The 19,462-nt window shown below is 68.9% G+C and carries 17 protein-coding genes and 1 tRNA gene; 3 read left to right on the forward strand and 15 right to left on the reverse strand.

Going from position 1 to position 19,462, the window contains the following annotated elements:
* Window positions 1–38 precede the first annotated feature (38 nt).
* The 9 genes from ACPWUT_RS14180 to ACPWUT_RS14220 form a co-directional block, all read right to left on the reverse strand.
* Window positions 39–971 (reverse strand): phosphotransferase, encoded by a 933-nt coding sequence (locus ACPWUT_RS14180; protein WP_284528904.1) that lies wholly within the window; start codon window positions 969–971, stop codon window positions 39–41.
* Window positions 968–1,885 carry a hypothetical protein gene (locus ACPWUT_RS14185; RefSeq protein WP_425838815.1) on the reverse strand — a complete coding sequence of 306 codons (918 nt, stop codon included), beginning with the start codon at window positions 1,883–1,885 and terminating at the stop codon, window positions 968–970. Before ACPWUT_RS14185 ends, ACPWUT_RS14180 begins: the two co-directional genes overlap by 4 nt.
* Complete coding sequence (locus ACPWUT_RS14190; RefSeq protein ID WP_425838818.1) at window positions 1,882–3,306, reverse strand: amidase family protein; 1,425 nt, start codon at window positions 3,304–3,306, stop codon at window positions 1,882–1,884. Before ACPWUT_RS14190 ends, ACPWUT_RS14185 begins: the two co-directional genes overlap by 4 nt.
* A complete protein-coding gene (locus ACPWUT_RS14195; protein ID WP_425838822.1) occupies window positions 3,303–4,022 on the reverse strand; it encodes an HAD family hydrolase in 720 nt (239 codons plus the stop codon). The genes ACPWUT_RS14190 and ACPWUT_RS14195 overlap by 4 nt, the downstream gene beginning before the upstream one ends.
* The gene (locus tag ACPWUT_RS14200; RefSeq protein ID WP_425838825.1) at window positions 4,019–5,377 is read right to left on the reverse strand and encodes an aspartate aminotransferase family protein; all 1,359 of its coding nucleotides are present in this window, start codon (window positions 5,375–5,377) and stop codon (window positions 4,019–4,021) included. Before ACPWUT_RS14200 ends, ACPWUT_RS14195 begins: the two co-directional genes overlap by 4 nt.
* Window positions 5,378–5,446: 69 nt before the next feature.
* Complete coding sequence (locus tag ACPWUT_RS14205) at window positions 5,447–6,487, reverse strand: ABC transporter permease (RefSeq protein WP_425838828.1); 1,041 nt, start codon at window positions 6,485–6,487, stop codon at window positions 5,447–5,449.
* Window positions 6,484–7,953, reverse strand: coding sequence for an ATP-binding cassette domain-containing protein (locus tag ACPWUT_RS14210; RefSeq protein WP_425838831.1), 1,470 nt, complete (start codon window positions 7,951–7,953; stop codon window positions 6,484–6,486). The genes ACPWUT_RS14205 and ACPWUT_RS14210 overlap by 4 nt, the downstream gene beginning before the upstream one ends.
* 84 nt (window positions 7,954–8,037) lie before the next feature.
* Window positions 8,038–9,015, reverse strand: coding sequence for a sugar ABC transporter substrate-binding protein (locus ACPWUT_RS14215; protein WP_284528894.1), 978 nt, complete (start codon window positions 9,013–9,015; stop codon window positions 8,038–8,040).
* A 177-nt stretch (window positions 9,016–9,192) separates the two neighbouring features.
* The gene (locus tag ACPWUT_RS14220) at window positions 9,193–9,969 is read right to left on the reverse strand and encodes a GntR family transcriptional regulator (protein WP_425838835.1); all 777 of its coding nucleotides are present in this window, start codon (window positions 9,967–9,969) and stop codon (window positions 9,193–9,195) included.
* A 155-nt stretch (window positions 9,970–10,124) separates the two neighbouring features.
* Between ACPWUT_RS14220 and ACPWUT_RS14225 the strand changes: the two genes are divergently transcribed.
* Window positions 10,125–10,195: transfer RNA gene (locus ACPWUT_RS14225), tRNA-Gly, on the forward strand.
* Window positions 10,196–10,314: 119 nt separating this feature from the next.
* Here ACPWUT_RS14225 and ACPWUT_RS14230 read toward each other — a convergent pair.
* From ACPWUT_RS14230 to ACPWUT_RS14240, 3 genes are read right to left on the reverse strand one after another with little or no spacing between them, the layout of a single operon-like run.
* Window positions 10,315–11,250, reverse strand: coding sequence for a PfkB family carbohydrate kinase (locus tag ACPWUT_RS14230; protein WP_425838838.1), 936 nt, complete (start codon window positions 11,248–11,250; stop codon window positions 10,315–10,317).
* Window positions 11,247–12,740: a hypothetical protein gene (locus ACPWUT_RS14235; protein WP_425838841.1), complete on the reverse strand. Its 1,494-nt coding sequence runs from the start codon at window positions 12,738–12,740 to the stop codon at window positions 11,247–11,249. The genes ACPWUT_RS14230 and ACPWUT_RS14235 overlap by 4 nt, the downstream gene beginning before the upstream one ends.
* A 4-nt stretch (window positions 12,741–12,744) precedes the next feature.
* Window positions 12,745–13,578 (reverse strand): alpha/beta hydrolase, encoded by an 834-nt coding sequence (locus tag ACPWUT_RS14240; RefSeq protein ID WP_425838844.1) that lies wholly within the window; start codon window positions 13,576–13,578, stop codon window positions 12,745–12,747.
* A gap of 224 nt (window positions 13,579–13,802) precedes the next feature.
* Between ACPWUT_RS14240 and ACPWUT_RS14245 the strand changes: the two genes are divergently transcribed.
* Together ACPWUT_RS14245 and gtfA are read left to right on the forward strand one after the other, a co-directional pair.
* Window positions 13,803–15,023 (forward strand): MFS transporter, encoded by a 1,221-nt coding sequence (locus ACPWUT_RS14245; protein ID WP_425842304.1) that lies wholly within the window; start codon window positions 13,803–13,805, stop codon window positions 15,021–15,023.
* Window positions 15,024–15,060: 37 nt separating this feature from the next.
* A complete protein-coding gene (gene gtfA / locus ACPWUT_RS14250) occupies window positions 15,061–16,536 on the forward strand; it encodes a sucrose phosphorylase (RefSeq protein ID WP_425838847.1) in 1,476 nt (491 codons plus the stop codon).
* 19 nt (window positions 16,537–16,555) lie between these two features.
* Here gtfA and ACPWUT_RS14255 read toward each other — a convergent pair whose 3' ends face one another.
* The 3 genes from ACPWUT_RS14255 to ACPWUT_RS14265 are packed head-to-tail and all read right to left on the reverse strand — an operon-like array spanning window position 16,556 to window position 19,462.
* Window positions 16,556–17,644, reverse strand: a complete 1,089-nt coding sequence (locus ACPWUT_RS14255) for a helix-turn-helix domain-containing protein (RefSeq protein ID WP_425838850.1) — start codon at window positions 17,642–17,644, stop codon at window positions 16,556–16,558.
* On the reverse strand, window positions 17,607–18,740 hold the full coding sequence (locus ACPWUT_RS14260) for an alpha/beta hydrolase (protein WP_425838853.1): 1,134 nt from the start codon (window positions 18,738–18,740) through the stop codon (window positions 17,607–17,609). Before ACPWUT_RS14260 ends, ACPWUT_RS14255 begins: the two co-directional genes overlap by 38 nt.
* Complete coding sequence (locus tag ACPWUT_RS14265; protein ID WP_425838856.1) at window positions 18,638–19,462, reverse strand: carbohydrate ABC transporter permease; 825 nt, start codon at window positions 19,460–19,462, stop codon at window positions 18,638–18,640. Before ACPWUT_RS14265 ends, ACPWUT_RS14260 begins: the two co-directional genes overlap by 103 nt.

Genomic DNA, 19,462 nt, shown 5'->3' on the forward strand with positions numbered 1-19,462 from the left:
AGCGGCGGCTCGGCGTCGGCGTCGGCGTCCAGCCCGGACTACAGCGCCGCGACCGCCCGGACGCACGCGTCGCTCTTCAGCATCGTGAGGGCGCCGAGGAGCATGCCGGCGCCGTACTTCTCGTAGTCGAAGTCGATGTCGCGGACGACCGAGTTGTAGAGAGCCCAGTGCCCCCACTTCACGAGCGTGCCGATGCCCGAGAGGTAGAGGCGCGCGAGCTGACCCTCGGTCGGCTCCGCGCCGGCGTACGCCGCGAAGAGCCTGCGGCGCACGTCGCCCGGGATACCCATGATGGTGAGGTACGCCCCGAGTTCGTAATACCGATCGGTATTGGCGGCGTAGTCGAAGTCGATGAGCATCATGGGCGCACCCGGCTTGACCATGAAGTTCGGCGGGTTCGGGTCGTTGTGCCCGGGGACCAGCTCGAGCCCTCCGGCGACGTAGCGCTCCTGGATCGGACGCCACCGCTCCTGCACCTCGCGCTGGTACGGCTGGAGCGGACGCCCCGTCTCGGCGATCTGCGCCTGGTGCTCGTCGATCATGTCGAAGAGCGTCTTGGTCACCGAGAGGAGTTCCCCGCCGTGGAGCTGACGGTAGAGCCGCATGACCTCGGTCATGCCCGTCGGCGACAGCAGGTCTCCCGCGCCCGAGGAGCGGTAGCCGTCGAGGAACGCGCTCACCTCGATGCCGGTCGCGTCGTCGAAATAGAGGACGTCAGGCCCCACTCCGGTCGAGGCGGCCACGACCGCCGCCTCGTGCGCCGCCTGCCGGTCGACGAAGGCCTCCGCGCCCTGACCCGGAACCTTCAGGAAGCGGATGCCGTCGGGCGCGATCATCCGCCAGTTCACGTTCGTCGTTCCCGAAGAGATCCGCTCCATCCGCAGGTCGCCGCCGAACGGCCAGCCGGGGAGTGTCTCGACCGCCTCGGCGAGGGCGCCGGGCCCAAGTGCGTGCCAATACGTGACGGTCATTCCCATCCCTCCTCGGCCCGCATGATGAGCGCGTCGATCTCGCCGGTCAGCACCGGGTACTCGGCGTGCCACGTGCGGAACATCAGGTACCCGGGGTAGCCGACTTCGGACTCGGGATCGAGCGCGTGCGCCTGCATCGCGCGCAGCAGCACCCAGAGGTCGACGATGACGCCCCACAGACGTGCGCGGGCGAGGGCGCCGGCGTGCGGGCTCCCCCAGATGATCTCGAACGCCTCCTCCGCCGGGAGCACCGTCGGGGCCAGCTCGGTGAGGAGGCTCCCGACGTCGGCGAGCGGGTCGGCCAGGCCCGCCGTCGTGCCGCCCGTGAGGAGCACGGCGCCGTCCGGACCCAGCTGGATGTCGGACATCTCCGACGAGAGCCAGCACGGCATCGGTGCCGGACCGCCCGCCACAGCCGCCCGCACGCGCGGCAGCACGACGGCGAGCGGTGCGATCGTGAGGGGCAGCTCCGCGCCCGCGGCGGCGAACCCGTCGATCATCGCCTGCGCCTCCGCGCCGAGATCCCGCGGGGGAAGGTCGGCGCCCGACTCCCGGAACGCGCGCCGGGCCGCCGCCACGGCGGCCACCGCGCCGGGGGCCTGCAGTCGCAGTCCCGTCGCGACGCGCCAGTCCGGGCCCAGCGCCTCCTCGACCGAGATCCCCGACGCCGCGTCGACGACGAGCATCCGCGGACCGACCCCGGCCCGTGACGCCGCCGCACGGGCGACGGCGGCCGCGCTCGCGGCGGCGTGCGGGCGCGGCGCCTTCCCGATCACGCCGACCCCGGCAGCCGTCGTCGCGCGCCAGCTCTCGTGCGAGGCGCCCTGCCAGCTGAGGAGCGCCGCGCCGATGCCGGTGGGCTGCCAGTCCAGGCTCGCCCACTCGTCAGGAAGGCCGCTCAGCCGCGCGCTCATGCGCCGGCGACCCCCGCGAACGGGAAGGCGAGGTCGAACGAGCGCTCCTGCTCCAGGAGCGCGAGCACGGCGAGCACGCCTGCGTCGTCGAAGCGTCGGCCGCCGATCTGCACCCCGATCGGCATCCCGCTCGCCGACATCGCGACCGGCACCGTGCCGGCGGGGAGGCTCGTGAGGTTGTACGGCGAGGTGAAGACCATGTGGTCGAGCGAGTAGTCGTTGCGCACGGGGGTGACGTTCTCCGCGGGGAACGAAACGACCGGCGTCACGGGCGAGAGGACGTAGTCGAAGGCGTTCAGGACGGCCGCGATCTTGGCGCGGACGCCGTCGAGCTTCTTCTCGTTCGCGACGTGCTCGACCGCCGTGATGTCGGTGCGGCTGAGCAGCTGCTCGAGCAGCTGCGGGGGCAGCAGGGGCCACAGTTCCTCCGGCACCGCCAGCAGCTCCGGAAGGCCCCGGGTCGAGAGCACGGTCATGAAGCTCTCCCGATCGACCGCGGTGGTCAGCGGCTCCTCGATCGGCACGACGGTCGCGCCGTGGGCGGAGAGCACGGCCGCCTGTGCGAGCACCGCCTCAGCCACCTCCTCGTCGACGCCGCCGGGGACGTCGGTGGCCAGGAGGAGACCGACCGTCACCCCCGTGAGGGATGCCAGGGCGGCGCCGTCGCCCTCGAAGGCTCCGGGGAGGCTCAGGTGGTCGGTGAGGTCGGGCTTGCCGATGACGCGCAGGAGCGTCGCGGTGTCCGCGATCGTCCGGGCCATGGGGCCGGCGCTGCCGATGAGCTTCGGCGGGTCGTAGGCGATCCGCCCCTGCGTGGGCTTCAGGCCCGCGAGGCCGCACAGCGCGGCGGGAAGTCGCACCGAGCCGCCCATGTCCGTGCCGATCGACAGCGGTCCGGCGCCGAGCGCCACGAGAGCCCCCGATCCGCTCGAGGAACCGCCGGGGTTGAGCGCCGGGTTCCACGGGTTGCGGATGATGCCGAACTGGGAGCTGACCCCGGCGCCGATGAGCCCGAAGTCGGGCATCGAGGTCTTGGCGAACAGCGTCGCGCCGGCCTCGCGGAGGCGGCGCACCGGAGCCCCGTCGTGGGCGGATGCCGGAGCGGCGTCGTTCAGCTTGCTCCCGTGCCAGCGCGGCAGCCCCACCATCGGGAAGCTGTCCTTCACGGAGACAGGGACGCCGTCGAGGTCGCTGAGCGGCGTGCCGGCGGCCCAGCGCGCGGCGCTCGCGGCGGCATCCTCGAGCGCCTGCTCGGCGTTCATCACGGCGACCGCGTTCAGCTCGACGCCGGCCGATGCGGCGACGTCGATCGCGGCCTGGGTCGCGTCGACGGGCGAGACGCTGCCGTCGCGGTACCAGCCCGCGAGGTCGGCGGCGGTGGCGCTCGTGAGCGAGGCGGTGGTCGGGGCGTGAGTGGTCATCGTTCCTCCGTGATGAGAGTGGGCGTGGGGAGCAGGGCGGTGTTGTCATCGGACGGAATGGACGGCGGACTCGACCGCGGCGCCAGGCGTTGCAGGTCTGTGAGCGTCCGCCCCTCGAGCGCGTCCCACTCTGCCGCCGCGGCCGATGCGTCGACGGGCAGGTAGAAGGGCACCGCTACCGCCACGGCGCCGCTCGCGACGCCGGCGGCAAGACCGGTCGCGCTGTCCTCGAGGACGATGCAGCGCTCGATGGCGACGCCGAGCCGAGCAGCCGCCGTGAGATAGGCCTCGGGGTGCGGCTTGCCGTTCGCGACATCGTCTCCCGCGACCGAGGCCAGGGCCACCGGAGCGACCGCGATCACGTGGTCGACGATCCTCCGGTTCGACATGCTGACGATCGCCTGCGGGATACCGGCGGCCGCCACCTCTGCGGCGAGCGCGAGCGCGCCGGGCCGGAAGACGAGGTCGTCGACCAGCCCGACGTGCACCCGCTCGGTGAGCTCCGCGATGATCTCGTCGGCGTCGCCCGCCACCCCGGCCGCCTGGAGAACCGCGGCGGTCGTCGCCATGCTCGCTCCGACGAGGCGATCGAGGTCGGCCCGCTGCACGGTGACTCCCGAGCGCGCCGCAAGGGTGCGGGCGCCGTCGAGCCACGCACGCTCGGAGTCGATGAACGTCCCGTCCATGTCCCACAGCACGGCATCCGGCCACGTCATCGCGGCGCGACCTCCTCCAGCACGTCGTCGAGGGTGGTCAGCAGGAGCTGGGCCTCCCGCTCGCCGAACACGAGAGGCGGCCGGATCTTCAGCACGTTGTTGCCGGGGCCGGCGACGCTGATGAGGACGTTGCGCTCGCGCAGGGCGTTGACGATCCCGAGGGCGGCCGGCGAGTCGGGGGCCTTCGTGTCGGGGTCGGACACGATGTCGACGCCGATGTAGAGGCCGGCGCCGCGGACGTCGCCGATGAGCGGCCGGCCCGCGGCCAGCGCCTCGATCCCCTCGCGCAGGAGCGTTCCGGTGCGCGCCACGGAGCTCATGAGGTCGGTCGACTGGATGTAGTCGAGCACTGCCTGCGCTGCGGCGATCGACACCGAGTTGCCGCCGAACGTGTTGAAGTAGGGCACCTCCTTGCCGAACCGGGCGAGGATCTCGGGGCGGCCGGCGAGGGCCGCCACCGGCACGCCGTTCCCCATGGGCTTCCCCATCGACACGAGGTCGGCCTCGACGCCGTGGCGCTGGAAGCCCCAGAAGGTGGCCCCCGTCCGCGCGAACCCGGGCTGCACCTCGTCGGCGATGAAGAGCGCGCCGTACTCGTGGACCACGTCGATCGCCGGGGCGAGGAAGCCGCGCGGGTCGGGGTAGATGCCGTCGGAGGAGAAGATCGAGTCGGCCAGGAACGCCGCGGGCTGGATGCCGTGGGCCCGCAGGTCGTCGAACGCCTCGCGGACACGATCGGCGAACCACGCGCCGATGTCGTCGGTCTCGACCCGGTAGGGGTCGGGCGCGGGGATGATCCGCACGGTGTCGTCGTCGGGGAACCCGCCGGAGATCGCCGGCGAGACGCGGCTGAGGAGCTCCGTGGTGCCGTGGTAGGCCTCGGCGGTCACGACGATGCCCTGACCTCCCGTCCACAGGCGCGCGATCCGGATCGCGAGGTCGTTCGACTCCGAGCCGGAGTTCGTGAACATGATCGACCCGACGTGGTCGGGAAGGGTCGCCAGCAGCTGCTCGGAGTAGGCGACGATCCCGTCCTGGAGGTACCGCGTGTGGGTGTTGAGCTTCCGCATCTGGGTCGTCACGGCGTCCACGACCGCGGGGTTCGCGTGCCCGACGCTCGGGACGTTGTTGTAGGCGTCGAGGATGCGGGTGCCGTCGGCGTCGTAGAGGTAGGCGCCGGAGCCCGACACCGCGTGGACGGGCGTCCGGTAGAAGAGGCGGTAGCTCGGACCGAGGCTTGCCTGCCGGCGGAGCACGAGCTGCTGCGCGGCAGGGGCGAGCCGGTCGAGGTCGGCGATCCGGAAGCTGTTGCCGTCCATGATCGAAGAGAGGGAGACGGGCGCGTCGGTGGTCATGTGGGGTTCCTTGTGGTTCTCGGGGGGTCGTTCGGCGGGCCGGCTGGGGCGCAGTGGGAGCGGGCCGGCTCAGTTGCGGACGGGCTCGGGGGTCTCGGCCGCCGCCTCCTCGACCGACGCGGCCTTCTGCGTCGTCCGCTGCTTGGCGAGGTTGTTCCACGCGGACTTCAGCACCCGTTGGAGGGTCTCGTCGAGCGAGATCGCGACGACGAGGGTGAGGCCGACGATCATCGTCTGCAGGAACTGGCTGACCCCGAGGATCACGAGGCCGTTGCGCAGCACGCCGACGAACAGGAGACCGGCGATCACGCCGCTGATCCGGCCCGCCCCGCCGGCGACCGCGACTCCGCCGAGGAGCACCACGGTGAGGGCGCTGAACTCGAGCCCCTGGCCTGTGGTCGGGGAGCCGGCCTGGAGCTTCAGGGTCATGAGAGCGCCGGCGAACGCGGCGGCGACGCCCGCGAGCACGAAGAGGCGCAGGCGCACGGAGCGGACGTTGATGCCCATGAGGAACGCCGCCCGCTGGTTGCCGCCCGCGGCCAGGAGCTGCCGGCCGAAGGGGCGGTAGTTGAGCACCCACCACGCGGCGACCGTGACGATCAGGAGGAGCAGCATCGGCAGCGGGACGACGCCGAAGAGGGCGAACCCGGCGATGTCGCGCGACTCGGCGGGCAGTCCCGTGATCGTGCGTCCGTTCGTGAGGAAGAGCGCGAGTCCCGCCCATACGTTCAGCAGACCGAGCGTCACCACCAGAGGGTTCAGCCGCAGGTGCTCGACGAGGACGCCGGTGATGAGCCCGGTCACGAGGCCCGCTGCGGTCCCCGCCCCGATCCCCAACCAGATGCTGCCCGTGCCCGTCGCCACGAGGCCGCAGACGACCGACCCGAGACTTGCGACCGAGCCGACGGACAGGTCGATCGATCCGCTCATGACGAGGTAGGCGAGCGGGATCGCGATGATCCCCACCTCCGCCATCGACAGCACGATCGTGATGAGGTTCCCCGGCTGGACGAACCGCGGGTTCAGCATCGTGAAGACGATCACGAGCAGGATCAGCGCGACGATCGCGCCGTTCTTGGCGAGCAGGATCTTCAACTGGGTGAGGTTCATGCGAGGACGCCCTTCGTGGGAATGAGGTCGAGCAGGGTCTGCAGCAGCGCTGCGTCGAAGTCGGGGGTGCGCGCGAGCTCGGCCATGCCGCCGCCCGAGAGCACATAGCTGCGGTCGCAGAGGCCGGCGATCTCGTCGCTCTCCGCGCTCGCGACGAGGACCGTCGCCCCTTCGGCGGCCGCCTGCCGGACGGCCCGGCGGATGTCGGCCTTCGCGCCGACGTCGACCCCCTGGGTGGGCTGGGCGAGCAGCAGCACGGTCGGCACCGCGGGGTACAGCCACGCGGCGAGAAGGTGCTTCTGGCGATTGCCGCCGGAGAACGCCGAGATCGGCGACTCCGGCCCGGGGCCCAGGATGCCGAGACGGCGCCGCGCGTCGGCGTAACCGGCGACCCGGGAGCGCTGCGTCGGGGCGACCTTCGCGCCCGCCACCTTCCGTCCCCGCCACGGCAGGTAGACGTTGTCGCGCGCGGCGAGGCCCGCGATGAGGCCGTCGCGGTCGCGGTCGGCGACGACGAGGTGCACGCCCTGCCGGATCGCTTCGAGCGGCGTCCGCGCTCGATACGGGTCGCCGTTCAGCGTCGCCTCGACGCCGCCGGCGCCGTGCAGCGCGTTCAGGAGCTCGAACTGCTCCCCCGCCGCCACACCGAACAGGCCGACGACCTCGCCCGCACGGAAGGTCAGCGGGTGAGGCGCGGTGATCTCGAGGACCGGGGCGCCGACCGTCGCCGCGACGTGCTCCGCCTCCTCGAGATCGGGGACGAGCGCGGTCGCGAGTGCTCTGGCGCTGAGGCCCGTGACGGCGTGCTCGCCGGCCACCTTCCCCTCGCGCAGGATCGCGACGCGGTCGCAGACCTCGATGATGTCGGGCAGACGGTGGGAGACGTAGATGACCGTCGTGCCCTTCGCGGCGAGCCGGCGGATGAGCGCGTGGAGGGCATCGGTCTCCGCCTGGCCGAGCGCGGCGGTCGGCTCGTCGAGGAGCAGGACCTTCATCTCGCCGTGGAGCAGGCCGCGGGCGAGGTCCACGACCTGACGCTGACCGAGCTCGAGGGTCGCGACCATAGTGTCGAGCGTGAGGTCGTCACCGCCCACCTCGGCGAGCGCCGCGCGCGCCGCGGTGCGGTCGGCCTTCGCGCGTCCGGTCCGGTCACGGCCGAGGTAGAGGTTGTCGAGGACCGTCAGGTTCCCGACGAGCGCGGGCGTCTGGTGGATGACGGTGATCCCGAGCTCGGCGGCCTGACGGGGCGTGTCGGCCGCCACGTGCTCGCCGTCCACCAGCATCCGGCCCCCCGTGGCACGGACGGCGCCGGTCGCGACGTTCACGAGCGTGGACTTCCCGGCACCGTTGTGACCGAGGAGGCCGACGATCTCGCCGGGGGCGAAGGACAGGTCGACGCCGTCAAGGGCCCGGGTGACGCCGAAGTCGACGGTCACATCGTCGAAGGCGAGGCGTGCGGTGGTCATGCTCAGCTCCTGGATCGAGAGGGGGTCCGTTGCGGCGGCGATGCCGGGGCCGGCGCGGGTGGGCGCCGGCCCCGGCGGGTACGGTCAGCCGACGTAGTACTGGTCGGCATCCTCGGCGGTCACGAGAACGCCCGGGACGACGATGTCGCTCGTCTCCTTGCCCTCGGCGCCGTCGATGAGCAGCTTCGCGTTGGCCTCGGCCAGCGCCTGAGCCGGCACCACGAGCGAGGTGCGGTAGATGGAGCCCTCGATCTTGATGAGGTCGAGCGTCTCGTTCGTCGCGTCGCGGCTGGCGAGGTAGAAGTCCGGGTCGTCCGCGGCCACACCCTCCTCGATCAGCGCCTGGTAGACACCGAGGATGTTGTCGTTGGACGCGCCCAGCCAGACGTGGCTCTCGGGGTCGGCCGTCATCTGCGCCTTGGCGATGTTGTAGCCCTCTTCGCGGGTGGTCGCCGTCTGCTCGACGATCGAGGCGTCGGGCATCACCGAGGTGAAGCCCTCGATCAGTCCGTCCATCGCGTCGGCGCCGAAGTCGCTGTCGCGGCTGCCCACGATGACCACCGTGAGGTCGTCCTCGGCGCCGGACGCCTGGAGTTCCGTCGCGGCGTTCGCGGCGAGCTCGAACCCGCCGTCGTACGAGTCGACGACCGTCGTGCCGGCCGTTCCCTCCCAGCCGATCAGGTAGCCGAACACCGGGATGCCGGCGGCCTCCGCCTGCTGGGTGACGGGCACCATGGCATCCGGAGTCACCGGGTAGCCAGCGATCGCCTTGACGTCACCGCGGTTGATCCACGCCTGCCAGCTCGACACCTGGCGGTTGACGTCCCACTGCGGGTCGTCGGTGAGGAACTCGTAGCCCGCGGCCTCGACGATCGGGCGCATGATCTCCAGCTGGTCGTTCCAGATGGTGATGTCGGCGCCGGCGAAGCCCATGGCCACGGCGCCCTTCGGCTCGTCGGCGCCGGCGGTGGTGCCGGTGTCGGTGGTGCTGCAGGCGGTCAGGCCCAGCGCGGCGATGACGACGCCGGCGGCCAGGATCCGCTTGGTGACGGTGCTGTTCACGCGAAACTCCTCGGAAGTGGTGGGCTGCTCGGGTGAGGCAGCCGGGGACGACTCTTCGAGGTCAAGACTCGACGTGGACCATTTCTGGTCCGGCGGGTCCCCGTGAACGCCGTGTTAAACATGCAGCCGCATACGGGCCAACCATTTCTGGTAGGCGCACGAGGGGTGCGCTCGGCGTCAGTGGTCGCCGACGACCGTGCGCACGACGAGCCGGGTGAGCTCGGGGCGGAAGAGGTCGATCGACGCCTCCACAGGTGTCCCGTCGTCGCGCCGGCTCACCCGGCGGAGGGCGAGGAGCGGCGCCCACGGCTTGATCCCCAGAAGACGTGCCACCTGCCGGGACGCCTCGACGAGCTCGATCTGCTCCTCCGCGGTCGCCACCGTCACCCCGTACTCCTCGCGCAGCAGCGCGTAGAGAGACCCGATCGGGCTGTGACTCAGCAGATCGGGGAACCGTGCGGCATCCAGGAACATCCGCTCGAGCGACAGCGGGCTCCCGTCGGCGAGCCGCAGCCGCAGAAGCGAGATGACCGGACCGCCGGTGTCCATCCCGAGCGCGGCGGCGATCCCCTCCGATGCCGGCTCGACCGACTCGGCCAGCACGCGCGTGGTCGGTTCGAATCCCTGCTCGACGAGCATCTGCGGGATCCCCTTGATCGCGTTGAGGTCGCGTGCGAGCTTGCGCGACGGCGCATCGAAGAGCGCGGGCGGCACGGGCGGCGACTCGGTCACCGCGGTGATGAACGCCCCACCGCCCCTGCCGGGCGAGCGGACGATCGCGTGCTCGGCTTCGAGCACCTCCAGTGCGCGGCGGAGCATGTTGCGCGACACGTCGAGCTTCTCGGCGAGCTCCCGCTCGGCCGGCAGCTTCTCGAGGCCCTGCGAGACCGCGACGGCCAGCATCGCGTGCAGAGCATCGACGACGCGGGCGAGGTCGGGCGACGGCGTGGTCACGCGCACCTCCTCGCGGGTCCGTTCGGTCTCCGTCTCCGACGGTAGGCGGTCGGGATTTCCGCCGTGTTTCCGCGGCTTGTGGGGCCGCCGGCCGGAACGGGCGGCGCCGCCTGGTTATGATGGAGGTCGATGTGCCGGGTGACCGGCCACATCACGGGGCTGTAGTTCAATGGCAGAACTTCTGCTTCCCAAGCAGACAGCGCGGGTTCGATTCCCGTCAGCCCCTCCGTTTTGTTGCCTGTCACTTCCGGAGCTAGTTCGGACTTTCCGGAGTTAGTTCGGACTGGTGTTGTCAAGCAAATGCGCGAGAGCGCCAACCCGATCGTGGGTGCATCCCTCGCCGCCTCAGGCGGACGCGGGTCGGCCAGCGCGAGCCGCGAACGGCTGAAGTTCGCGCCGCCACGGGAGGTCGGCTCCCCGCCGCGAGACGGTGATCGCCGCCGCGCGGACCGCTGCCGTGCCTGCACGCATCAAGGCACGTTCGTCGTCGCCCCGATGACCGTCCTCGAGAACGCCCGAGAGCAACGAGTCGATCAGAGACGTCATGAAGGTGTCGCCGGCACCGATCGTGTCGACGACGCGTGTGATCGGTGCGGCGACACTCACTCGAGCCCGACGCGTCGAGAGAATCGCGCCCTCACTGCCCTTCGTCACGGCGACGACGCCGACACCTCGACCCAGGAGATCATCGATCACCTCGTCGATCGTTGCGTTGGGATAGAGCCAATCCGCATCCTCGTCGCTGAGTTTCACCACGGTGGCTCGTCCTGCCACCTGGATGAAGGTGTCGAATAGGTCGGTCGCGCCGAGTACGGCCGGGCGGATGTTCGGGTCGAAGGTGATGTACTCCGCTTCGCAGTCTCCGACCATTCGGCGCACTCCCGCTGCCCCCGGCGCGAGAAAAGTCGCCAACGACCCCGTGTGAAGGACGCGTGGACGGATGCGATCGACGTGAGGCAGTGGCCCCCACGTGATCGCGAAGTCGTACGCGGCTTGGCCGTGGTCCCTGATCAGTGCTCGCGCCGTCGATGTCTCCTCCAGGCTGTAGGACTCGGGGAGGATGGCGACGCCGGACGCGCGCAGGTGCGCTCGGATAGCCGCGCCGCGGTCGTCATCGGCGAGTTGAGTCAACAGCGCGGTTCGGTAGCCGAGCCTTCCCAGCCCGAGTGCGACATTGGTGGGGCTCCCGCCGACGGACTCGGTGACGGATGCCCCCGCCTCGACGATGTCGATTAATGCCTCGCCCACAACGAGCACATCGGGATGGAACCCACCGCTCACGCGTCACTCACCAAGAGGTCGCTCAGGAGGCGTGCCATGTTTCCTGAGAGAAGGGAGTGGTGGTCCGTCACGTAGACGACGTCAGAGTGCTGCGACGCACGCAGGTTCATCAGGTTCAGCGCGAACCATTCGACGGAAATACAGAGGACTCCGTCGCGGAGCACAGCCTCCGCGTCCATCGCGACGACCCGATTGTTGACCACACAAGCGACCGCGCCTCGCGCGAACTGCACCGAACGTCCATCACTCAGGACGAGAGTCGCCACGTCGCCTTCGCCTGTGGCGATGAGCCGGGCGTCGAATGCCACGGCAAGGAGATCGAGTGGAGCATAGACAGCTCTGCTGCGCGAGAGTGTCGAGCCTCCTCGTCCGTGATACTGCACCGCATCCCACGCGAATGCCCGCGTGGACATGGGCACTCTCTCCCCTGACATCCACGCGTAGTCGCGACCCGCGGCGACGCCGAGCGCGAACCGGTCCGGTCGTAGCGGTATCAGAGGTTCAGACCGCGTGACAGTTCCGTCGGGCTCTCGGCGCATCCCTGAGAAGAAGTGATCCCACACCAGTTCCGCGTCATCGAAGGTCTGCCCGTGGTCCCGGTTGCGCACGTCACGGAAGACCACGTCGGCCAGCTCACCCCGGTAGAACGCGATATTGTCGGGGCCTCTCACGGAGATCGCGGGGAGCGCAGACGCGCCATTCACGCGGAGCCAGTACTCACGATTCATCACTACCGCCGATGGAATGTCCCCTGTGAAGTGCGTCGGCCCCATATCGAGGTCGAGCCGCGACTCCCAGACAGGGACAGGGCCGGCCGTGTTGTCGACCTCACCCCGTTCCGAGAAGAGCAGCGCGGGATCGGTGAGCCCGCCGGAACCGGCGACGCCGGCGAGTGTGTCTCCGAAGTACCGAGCGAACTGCGTCGCCATCGCGTTGCCCATCGACATGCCTTGCATGAAGATCCGGCCGCGATCGATCGAGTATTCGCTCGCGGTGAGATCGATGAGGGCAAGGAGGAACCGGAGGTCGTGGTTGTGCTCGGGGCTCGCCGGCGGCTTGTGGAGGAAGAGCCCCTCGGGGTTGGGCGACGTGATCGCTTCGACGCGCGCGGGCGCGATGTCGATGGTCCAGAATCGACGAGCGTGGGCGTCGGGGAACACCACGATGAAGCCTTCGCGATCGGCGACGGCCGTCCACGACGAGTAGACGGCCTGACCCCATCCCGTCATCATTCCGCCGTGCAGCGAAATGATGAGTGGTGTGGGCGAATCGGGTCTGTAGCTCTCGGGCACGTAGACGTACCACCTGTCCTCGACGTCATCGATGACGACCTCGCGCCGCTCGATCAGTCGATGAGGATACGGCTGCGAGTTGTTGCCGTTCTCGTTGACCACGATGTCCGAGTGTTTGAGTGACTCGGGGAGGTACTCGCGGTTGTCGTCGTCCGGGATGCCCGGCCGGAGGTAAATCTTCGACTCGATCTCCGGCATGGGATCACACCCGGTCTTCGGCGACATCCGGGAGCCCGAAGAAGTCGAGTGCGTCTTGGATCGCGAGATCCCAGAAGTCCCACTCATGGTCGAAACCGTCGCGAATCTGGAACTCCGCGTCGAGGCCCAGCTGCCGGGCATGATCCTGAAATGGGCGCAGGTCGTCCATGACGTAGGCGTCGTCTCCACCGCACGCGAACAGGAGACGAGGGAGAGTCCCCGATGCCGCACGCTCGTCGATGACGCGCCACGTGTTCTCCTCCGACGCGAGATAGGCGTCGAGTCCGCCCGCGTTCTCGATCGCGCGCGCGAAGCGCTCAGCCACAGGCCCGCTCTCGACCAGATACTCGGGGGTCAACGTGGCGAAGTCGCGGGGGGATGCAGACAGGGCGGCCGCCGCCGCGAAACGCTCCGGGTTGTTGACGGCGAACTTGAGGGCGCCGCGACCACCCATCGACAGTCCCGCGATGAAGTTGTCCTCGCGCCGGTCAGAGACCGGAAACCAGTTGTGAACCAGAGGCATCAGTTCATGGAGGACGTGGTCGTACATGTCGTAGCCGAGCATGGCGCGGCTCCAGTTCGAGTAGCTCGTGTTCATCCCGCTCGGCATCACGACGGCTACGCGCTTCTTCGCCGCGTACCGCTCGACGTTGGTCCGCCGCACCCAGTCGGTGTGGTCGCCGAAAGTGCCGTGCAGGAGCCACACCACGGGGAGCGCTCGGTGTTCACTGTAGAAATCGGTGGGATCGCACTCGCGCGGCATGTCCGGGAGGATCATGCTGAAAGCCTGATTCGCCCGCAGGTACTTGCTCTCCGTGTTCATCGTGAGCAGGGCCACGTGTCACTCCTCAGCGTCGAGATCGGTGCATGCGCGCCCGGGCGACGCGCATCGCATCAACTATGCCCACGCTCCAGGGCCCGTGTCAGCCGCCGCCCGGCGGCTCACGCACTGCAGTTTGCGCTCGTCGGGCGGCTCAGCGCGAACCCCGCTCCGACACATGATGGTCACCGATGCGAGCGAGGACCTCGCCTCGGAGGAGTGATCGTGTGGGAGTCGACGTGATGGTGCGCGGATCGGATGATGCCCGCATCTGGACACGCCCCTTCGCCGCCCTCTTCGGCATCAACTTCGTCATCACGTTCGCGCAGTTCATGACGCTGGCGCTGATGCCCAAGCTCGCCGACTCCCTGGGCGCGACGTCAATCACCGTCGGAATCGTTACCGGTATCTTCGCGGTCACAGCGCTGGCAGTGAGACCCGCTGTGGGCTGGGCGACCCTGCACACCCGCCACTCACATCTCCTCGCCGCAACCGTCTTGATGATCGTGTGCGCCTTCGTGCTCTATGCGGTGGCGACGAACATCGAGGTGCTCATCGCTGCTCGTCTCCTTCATGGCGCAGCGATGGGCTTTCTCGCTCCCGTAACACTCGCGATGGCGAGCAACGTCCTCCCCTCCAGCCGAATGGCACAGGGCATCGGGATCTTCTCACTCGGCCAAGCAGTCAGCACGGCAGTCGGTCCATCGGTCGGCCTCCTCCTCCTGGCGTCCTTCGGATACACCTCCTCGTTCCTCACGGGCGCCGGCCTTCTGCTCGCAGCTGCGGTGGCCGCCTTCGGCATCCGTTCGCCCCGCCCCGCGGGAGCGGACGGCGTGCGGTTCGGTTGGCGCGCGTTCGTCGCCACTGAAGCGATCGTTCCCGCGACGGTCATGTTCTGTCTGGGAGGCGCATTCTCGGGCGTCAACACGTTCATCGTGCTGTACGGCGAGTCCCGAGGGGTCGAGCAGATCGGCCTGTTCTTCGCTGCCTACGCGGCCTTCATCCTGCTTTCGCGTCCCCTCGCCGGCCGCCTCGCCGACGTGTACGGGCTCCCGGTCGTGATCATCCCCGGCATGATCATGTTCGCTGTCTCCTTCGTCGTCATCAGCCAGGCCACAACGCTGACGGGGTTCCTGGTCGCCGGCGCGATCTCCGCACTCGGGTACGGCATCTGCCAACCCGCGATCCAGACGATGTCGCTTACATCGGTCAGCCCTCAACGTCGCGGGGTGGCGAGCAACACGAACTACATCGGCCTAGACCTCGGCTATCTCGTGCTGCCGATCATCGCCGGCTGGGTGATCTCCACCCACGTCGACGCGGGCGCAGCGCCCGAGAACGCCTACTCCCAGATGTATCTCCTGTTGATCGCGCCGGTGACCGTCGGGCTCCTCGTCTACCTGCTGTTCAAGGGTGGAGGTAGGCGGCGGCGCTCTCCGTCCCTCCCCCCGCCACCCGCGTGACACGCTGAATCTGCTCGAGATCTGATCCGGAGACACCATGCAACCTGTCGTCAACCAAGCCATGCTGATCACCTACGCGGACAGCCTCGGCGGTGACCTGAAGGCGCTCGCCCGCACGCTGCGCACCCACTTCGAGGGCGCTTTCGGCGGAGTCCACATCCTCCCGTTCTTCCCGGCGTCCGGCGATCGAGGTTTCGCTGTCATCGAGTACGACATCGTCGACCCGAGCTTCGGCGACTGGTCCGACGTCGACGACATCGGACGCGACCACTTCCTCATGGCCGATTTCATGATCAATCACGCCTCGATCCGCTCCCGCGAGTTCATCGACTACATGCAGCGCGGCGACGATTCGCCGTTCCGCCGCATGTTCATCCACTGGGACGAGTTCTGGCCCGGCGGCGAACCGACCCCCGAGGAGATGGCGGCGCTATACAGGCGCAAGGAGTCCGGGCCGTTCCTCGAGTTCACGCGCGACGACGGCGAGACCGTGCGGTTGTGGAACACGTTCTTCGCCGAGCAGATCGACATCGATCCCTGGCAGCCCGTCACACAGGAGTACTACTCCCGCAACCTAGGAATGCTTGCCGAGCGCTTCGCCATCGTGCGCTTCGACGCGTTCGCGTACGCGTCGAAGCGGGCGGGCACGAGTTGCTTCTTCGTCGAGCCCGAGGTGTGGCAGGTGCTCGACATCGGCATGGCGCCGCTCCGCGAGCACGGCACCCAGATGCTGCCCGAGATACACGAGCACTACGAGATCCAACTGAAGATGGCGGAGAGAGGCCACTGGGTCTACGACTTCGCGCTGCCGATGCTCACACTGCACGCACTGTTCAGTGGACGATCGGACCGGCTGCGGCACTGGTTGGAGATCTGTCCGCGGAAGCAGTTCACCACCCTCGACACCCATGACGGCATCGGAGTGGTGGATGTCGCGGGCCTTCTCGACGATGACGAGATCGATCTCGTGTCGGACCGGGTGAGTGCGGCGACGCGGGAGTTGCAAGACGTGCTCCCTCTCCCGCCCTCCGTCATCCGCAAGGGAACGGCCGGCGCGAAGCGGTACCAGTTGATGACGTCGTACTACTCGGCGGTGGGTGAGGACGACGCCGCCTACCTCCTGGCACGCGTGTTCCAGCTGTTCGTTCCCGGCATCCCGCAGGTCTACTACGTCGGCGCGCTCTTTGGCGCCAACGACGTCGAGGCCCTGCGCGCCTCCGGTGATCTGCGTGGGGCGAATCGGCATGACTACACGTCCGACGAGATCACTGCGGCAGTGCGCAAGCCCGAGGTGCAGCGCTTCCTGGACGTGCTCCGTTTCCGCAACACGTTCCCCGCCTTCAACGGAGAGTTCGACGTGGCGGAAGACGCCCCGGGCGTCCTTCGGCTGACTTGGACCGACCCCACGACGAGCGTCAGCCTGCTTGCAGACTTCCCCGGCCTCGCCTACCGGATCTCCGCGAGGCGCGGAGACGAGCCCGAGCGGATCGTGTTCACCTCCCCGGACGCCTAACAGTCCGAATGAGCTGTGCTCACGGCTGCGGGTGGTCGAAAGGGCGGGGCGTGAGCCGCACGTCGCCCGCCATGTTGTCGGGACGCCCGAACGTCGCGTACCGATGAGCAGCGCACGCAAGCCACAGGTGGTACACGTGGCGTGCGTTCGCGAGATTGAGCGAGAACTGCTGCTGCACCTTGTCGATGCGCTTCTGCACCGTCGAATGATGAAGACCCAGGAGATCGGCGGCCCCGCGCACGGAGCCGGTCTGTGTGACGGCCGTGATCGTCTGGTCGAGCCAGGGCATGTTCTCGGAATCGATGGCGCGGACGATGGGCTCGGCGATGACCTCCTCCGGCTTCGCGCGGAGGAAGAGCGGTGCGAGGACGCCGAGCTTGTCCCACGGGAGCGCCTCTCCTTGGCGGGCCAAGCGGAGCACCACCACCGCCCGTTCCCAGGAGTCCAGCAGCTCGGGGATCTCCACTGCGGGCCCGATCCCGTATCGCACTTTGGCTCCGGTCGTATGCTCCATGCTGAACGGCGCGGGGCGAATCGTGGCGACGACCTGGGCGCCCTGGACCGTCGTGTACGCGTGCAGGCCACCATCGGGTGCGGCCGGCACGTGTGCGACGACCTGGTACTGGCGCGACGAGTCGAGCCGGAGCGCCGCGAACAGCTGCTGTCGGCGCTCACCGGGCACGGGGTCGTTGAGCAGCATCGCCCAGGCCTGGGCCGGTTCCGGCACCAGCGCCTCCATGCGCTGCAACCAGCGCTGCACACCTTGCGCCACCCGTTCGAGGATCAGCTCATGGAACGTACTCCGCTCAGGGGTCTCCAGCCACACCACGTCCGGCGACGCCGGAGCCGCGGGAGCGATGAGCCACTCCTCCTGCGGCACGAAGTCGCGTTCGGCACGCATCCGTTCGCCGCTGGGAGCGATCCGCAGCGTCAGTCGGCGCTCCTGCAGCATCATGCCGGCACGACAAGAACTCAACGCGGCGGCCCCGCGCACGTATGCTTCCGGACCGACGCCGCTCGCGTCGAGCGCATCGAAGTAGTCGAAGACCCTCAGCGCCGCGGACGCTGCCTCATCGCTCTGCGCCAGGCGTGCCAGCAGATCTCGCATGGCTCATCGCCTCCTGGGGTCCATAGCCGAACATGCGACCCAGCCAGTTTCGGCGGGTCTCGATCGCCGCTTGGGCGACCGCCACATGAGGATACGCCTGGAAGCCGTGGAAGCCACCGTTCCAGACGTGCAGCTCCGCGCTTCCGCCCGCTCGCCAGATGCGGCTGGCGTAATCGACCACCTCGGTGCGGAAGATCTCCGCGGACCCGACCTCGAGTAGCGCCGGGGGGAGATCGCCGAGCCAGGCCGCTCGAGCAGGGGCGTTGAAGCCGGGCGACCTCTCCGCGTCGTCACCGAGCACCAGCTTCCATGCCGTGGCGTTCTCGATCCTGTTCCAGGGGCCGTCCGGCTGCTGGCGCATCGAGTCGCCGTCCGCATCGGGATCCAGCATCGGCGCCATCAGAAGCTGACCGAGGAGCGGGGGGCCACCGGTCTCCCGCGCCGCCAGGGCGGTGCCCGCGGCGAGCCCACCTCCCGCGCTCAGGCCGGCGACGATGATCGCGTCGGGATCGATGCCCAGGCTCGACACGTGACCGTGCACCCACATGAGCGCGTCATGACAGTCCTCGACGGGCACCGGGGCGCGGACCGCGGGCGCCATGCGGTAATCGACGGTCACCACGCTCACGCCGAAGTCGTCGATCCAACGGCTGAACTCGACAGCCGAATCCCACGGAGTTCCGAGGATCATGCCCCCGCCGTGAATGTAGAAGATGCACGGGCGCGGTCCGCTGACGGCAGGCGAGAACACGTGGTGAAGCGGGATGGCGTGGCCATCGGCGGCGACGGCCACGTAGTCGACGATCACCAGGCCCTCCGCCTCGAGCGCTTCCCGCGTCTGCCAGGACCTCGACCTGATGTCGGACTGTATGGCGGTGAGGGTCTCGGGCGCGAAATCGAGGACCCAGGGCCCTCCGGCCGCCAGCAGCGAACTCGCGAGTTCCGCGTCGTATGCGGGGCGACGGGGGGTGGAATCCGGCATCGCGACCTCCTTCACGCCTTCACCGATCCTTGCAGGAGTGCGGCGGAGAACTGCCGCTGGAAGATCATGAACACCGCGAGCGTCGGGATCATCATCAGCAGCGCCGCTGCGCACAGCATCACGACATCGGTCGCCTGCGCACCCTGGAAGCCCGCGAGCGCTCCACCCACTGTCCGCTTCGACGGATCGTCGATCATGACCAGAGTCAGGATGAAGTGGTTCCACGTCCAGAGGAAGCTGAGGATCACCATCGTGGCGATCGCCTGGCGCGCGAGAGGCAACTGGATCTGGAAGAAGGTGCGGAACGGCCCGGAACCGTCCAGCTGAGCCGCCTCCTCGAGCTCGGCCGGCATCCCGAGGAAGTGCGTGCGCATCCAGAAGACGCCGAAAGGGATCTGGAACGCGGCCAGGGGCAGGGCGACGCTCCACACCGTGTTCGTCAACTGGAGGTCGCGCATGGTGAGGTACAGCGGCGTGATGAGGCTCTCCGTCGGGATGGTGAGGCCCATCAGGAACACCACGAAGAGGACGGCGGCGAACGGAACGCGCAGCCAGGTGAGAGCGTAGGCGGCCATCGTGGCGAGGAGGGTCACGAGCGGCACGACGATGATCACGAGCGTCGCGCTGGACACCATGAGTGTCGGGAACTGCGCCAGTTGGAACGCGGTGACGAAGTTCTCCCAGTGGAGTTCGCGCAGGAACGAGATCCCCGAGGGGAGCGTGTTGGGCGGCGAGAGCGCGACCGACAGCAGCGCCACGAACGGGAGCAGTGTGAACAGGATCAGAGCGATGAGGACGATCGCGCCCGATACGCGTTCAGTCAGAGAGATGCGCAC

The organism is Microbacterium sp. PA5, assembly GCF_049860775.1.
Taxonomy (GTDB): Bacteria; Actinomycetota; Actinomycetes; order Actinomycetales; family Microbacteriaceae; genus Microbacterium.

Bases quoted from the DNA above. Each gene is read 5' to 3' on its own strand.
- ACPWUT_RS14200 (WP_425838825.1), bottom strand. From the start codon at position 5,377: ATGACCACCGACGCGCCCGTCTCCCTCTCTTCGATCATGGACGGCAAC.
- ACPWUT_RS14190 (WP_425838818.1), bottom strand. From the start codon at position 3,306: ATGACCACTCACGCCCCGACCACCGCCTCGCTCACGAGCGCCACCGCC.
- ACPWUT_RS14185 (WP_425838815.1), bottom strand. From the start codon at position 1,885: ATGAGCGCGCGGCTGAGCGGCCTTCCTGACGAGTGGGCGAGCCTGGAC.
- ACPWUT_RS14195 (WP_425838822.1), bottom strand. From the start codon at position 4,022: ATGACGTGGCCGGATGCCGTGCTGTGGGACATGGACGGGACGTTCATC.
- ACPWUT_RS14235 (WP_425838841.1), bottom strand. From the start codon at position 12,740: ATGCCGGAGATCGAGTCGAAGATTTACCTCCGGCCGGGCATCCCGGAC.
- ACPWUT_RS14255 (WP_425838850.1), bottom strand. From the start codon at position 17,644: ATGCGAGATCTGCTGGCACGCCTGGCGCAGAGCGATGAGGCAGCGTCC.
- ACPWUT_RS14210 (WP_425838831.1), bottom strand. From the start codon at position 7,953: ATGACCACCGCACGCCTCGCCTTCGACGATGTGACCGTCGACTTCGGC.
- ACPWUT_RS14205 (WP_425838828.1), bottom strand. From the start codon at position 6,487: ATGAACCTCACCCAGTTGAAGATCCTGCTCGCCAAGAACGGCGCGATC.
- ACPWUT_RS14245 (WP_425842304.1), top strand. From the start codon at position 13,803: ATGGTGCGCGGATCGGATGATGCCCGCATCTGGACACGCCCCTTCGCC.
- ACPWUT_RS14180 (WP_284528904.1), bottom strand. From the start codon at position 971: ATGACCGTCACGTATTGGCACGCACTTGGGCCCGGCGCCCTCGCCGAG.
- gtfA (WP_425838847.1), top strand. From the start codon at position 15,061: ATGCAACCTGTCGTCAACCAAGCCATGCTGATCACCTACGCGGACAGC.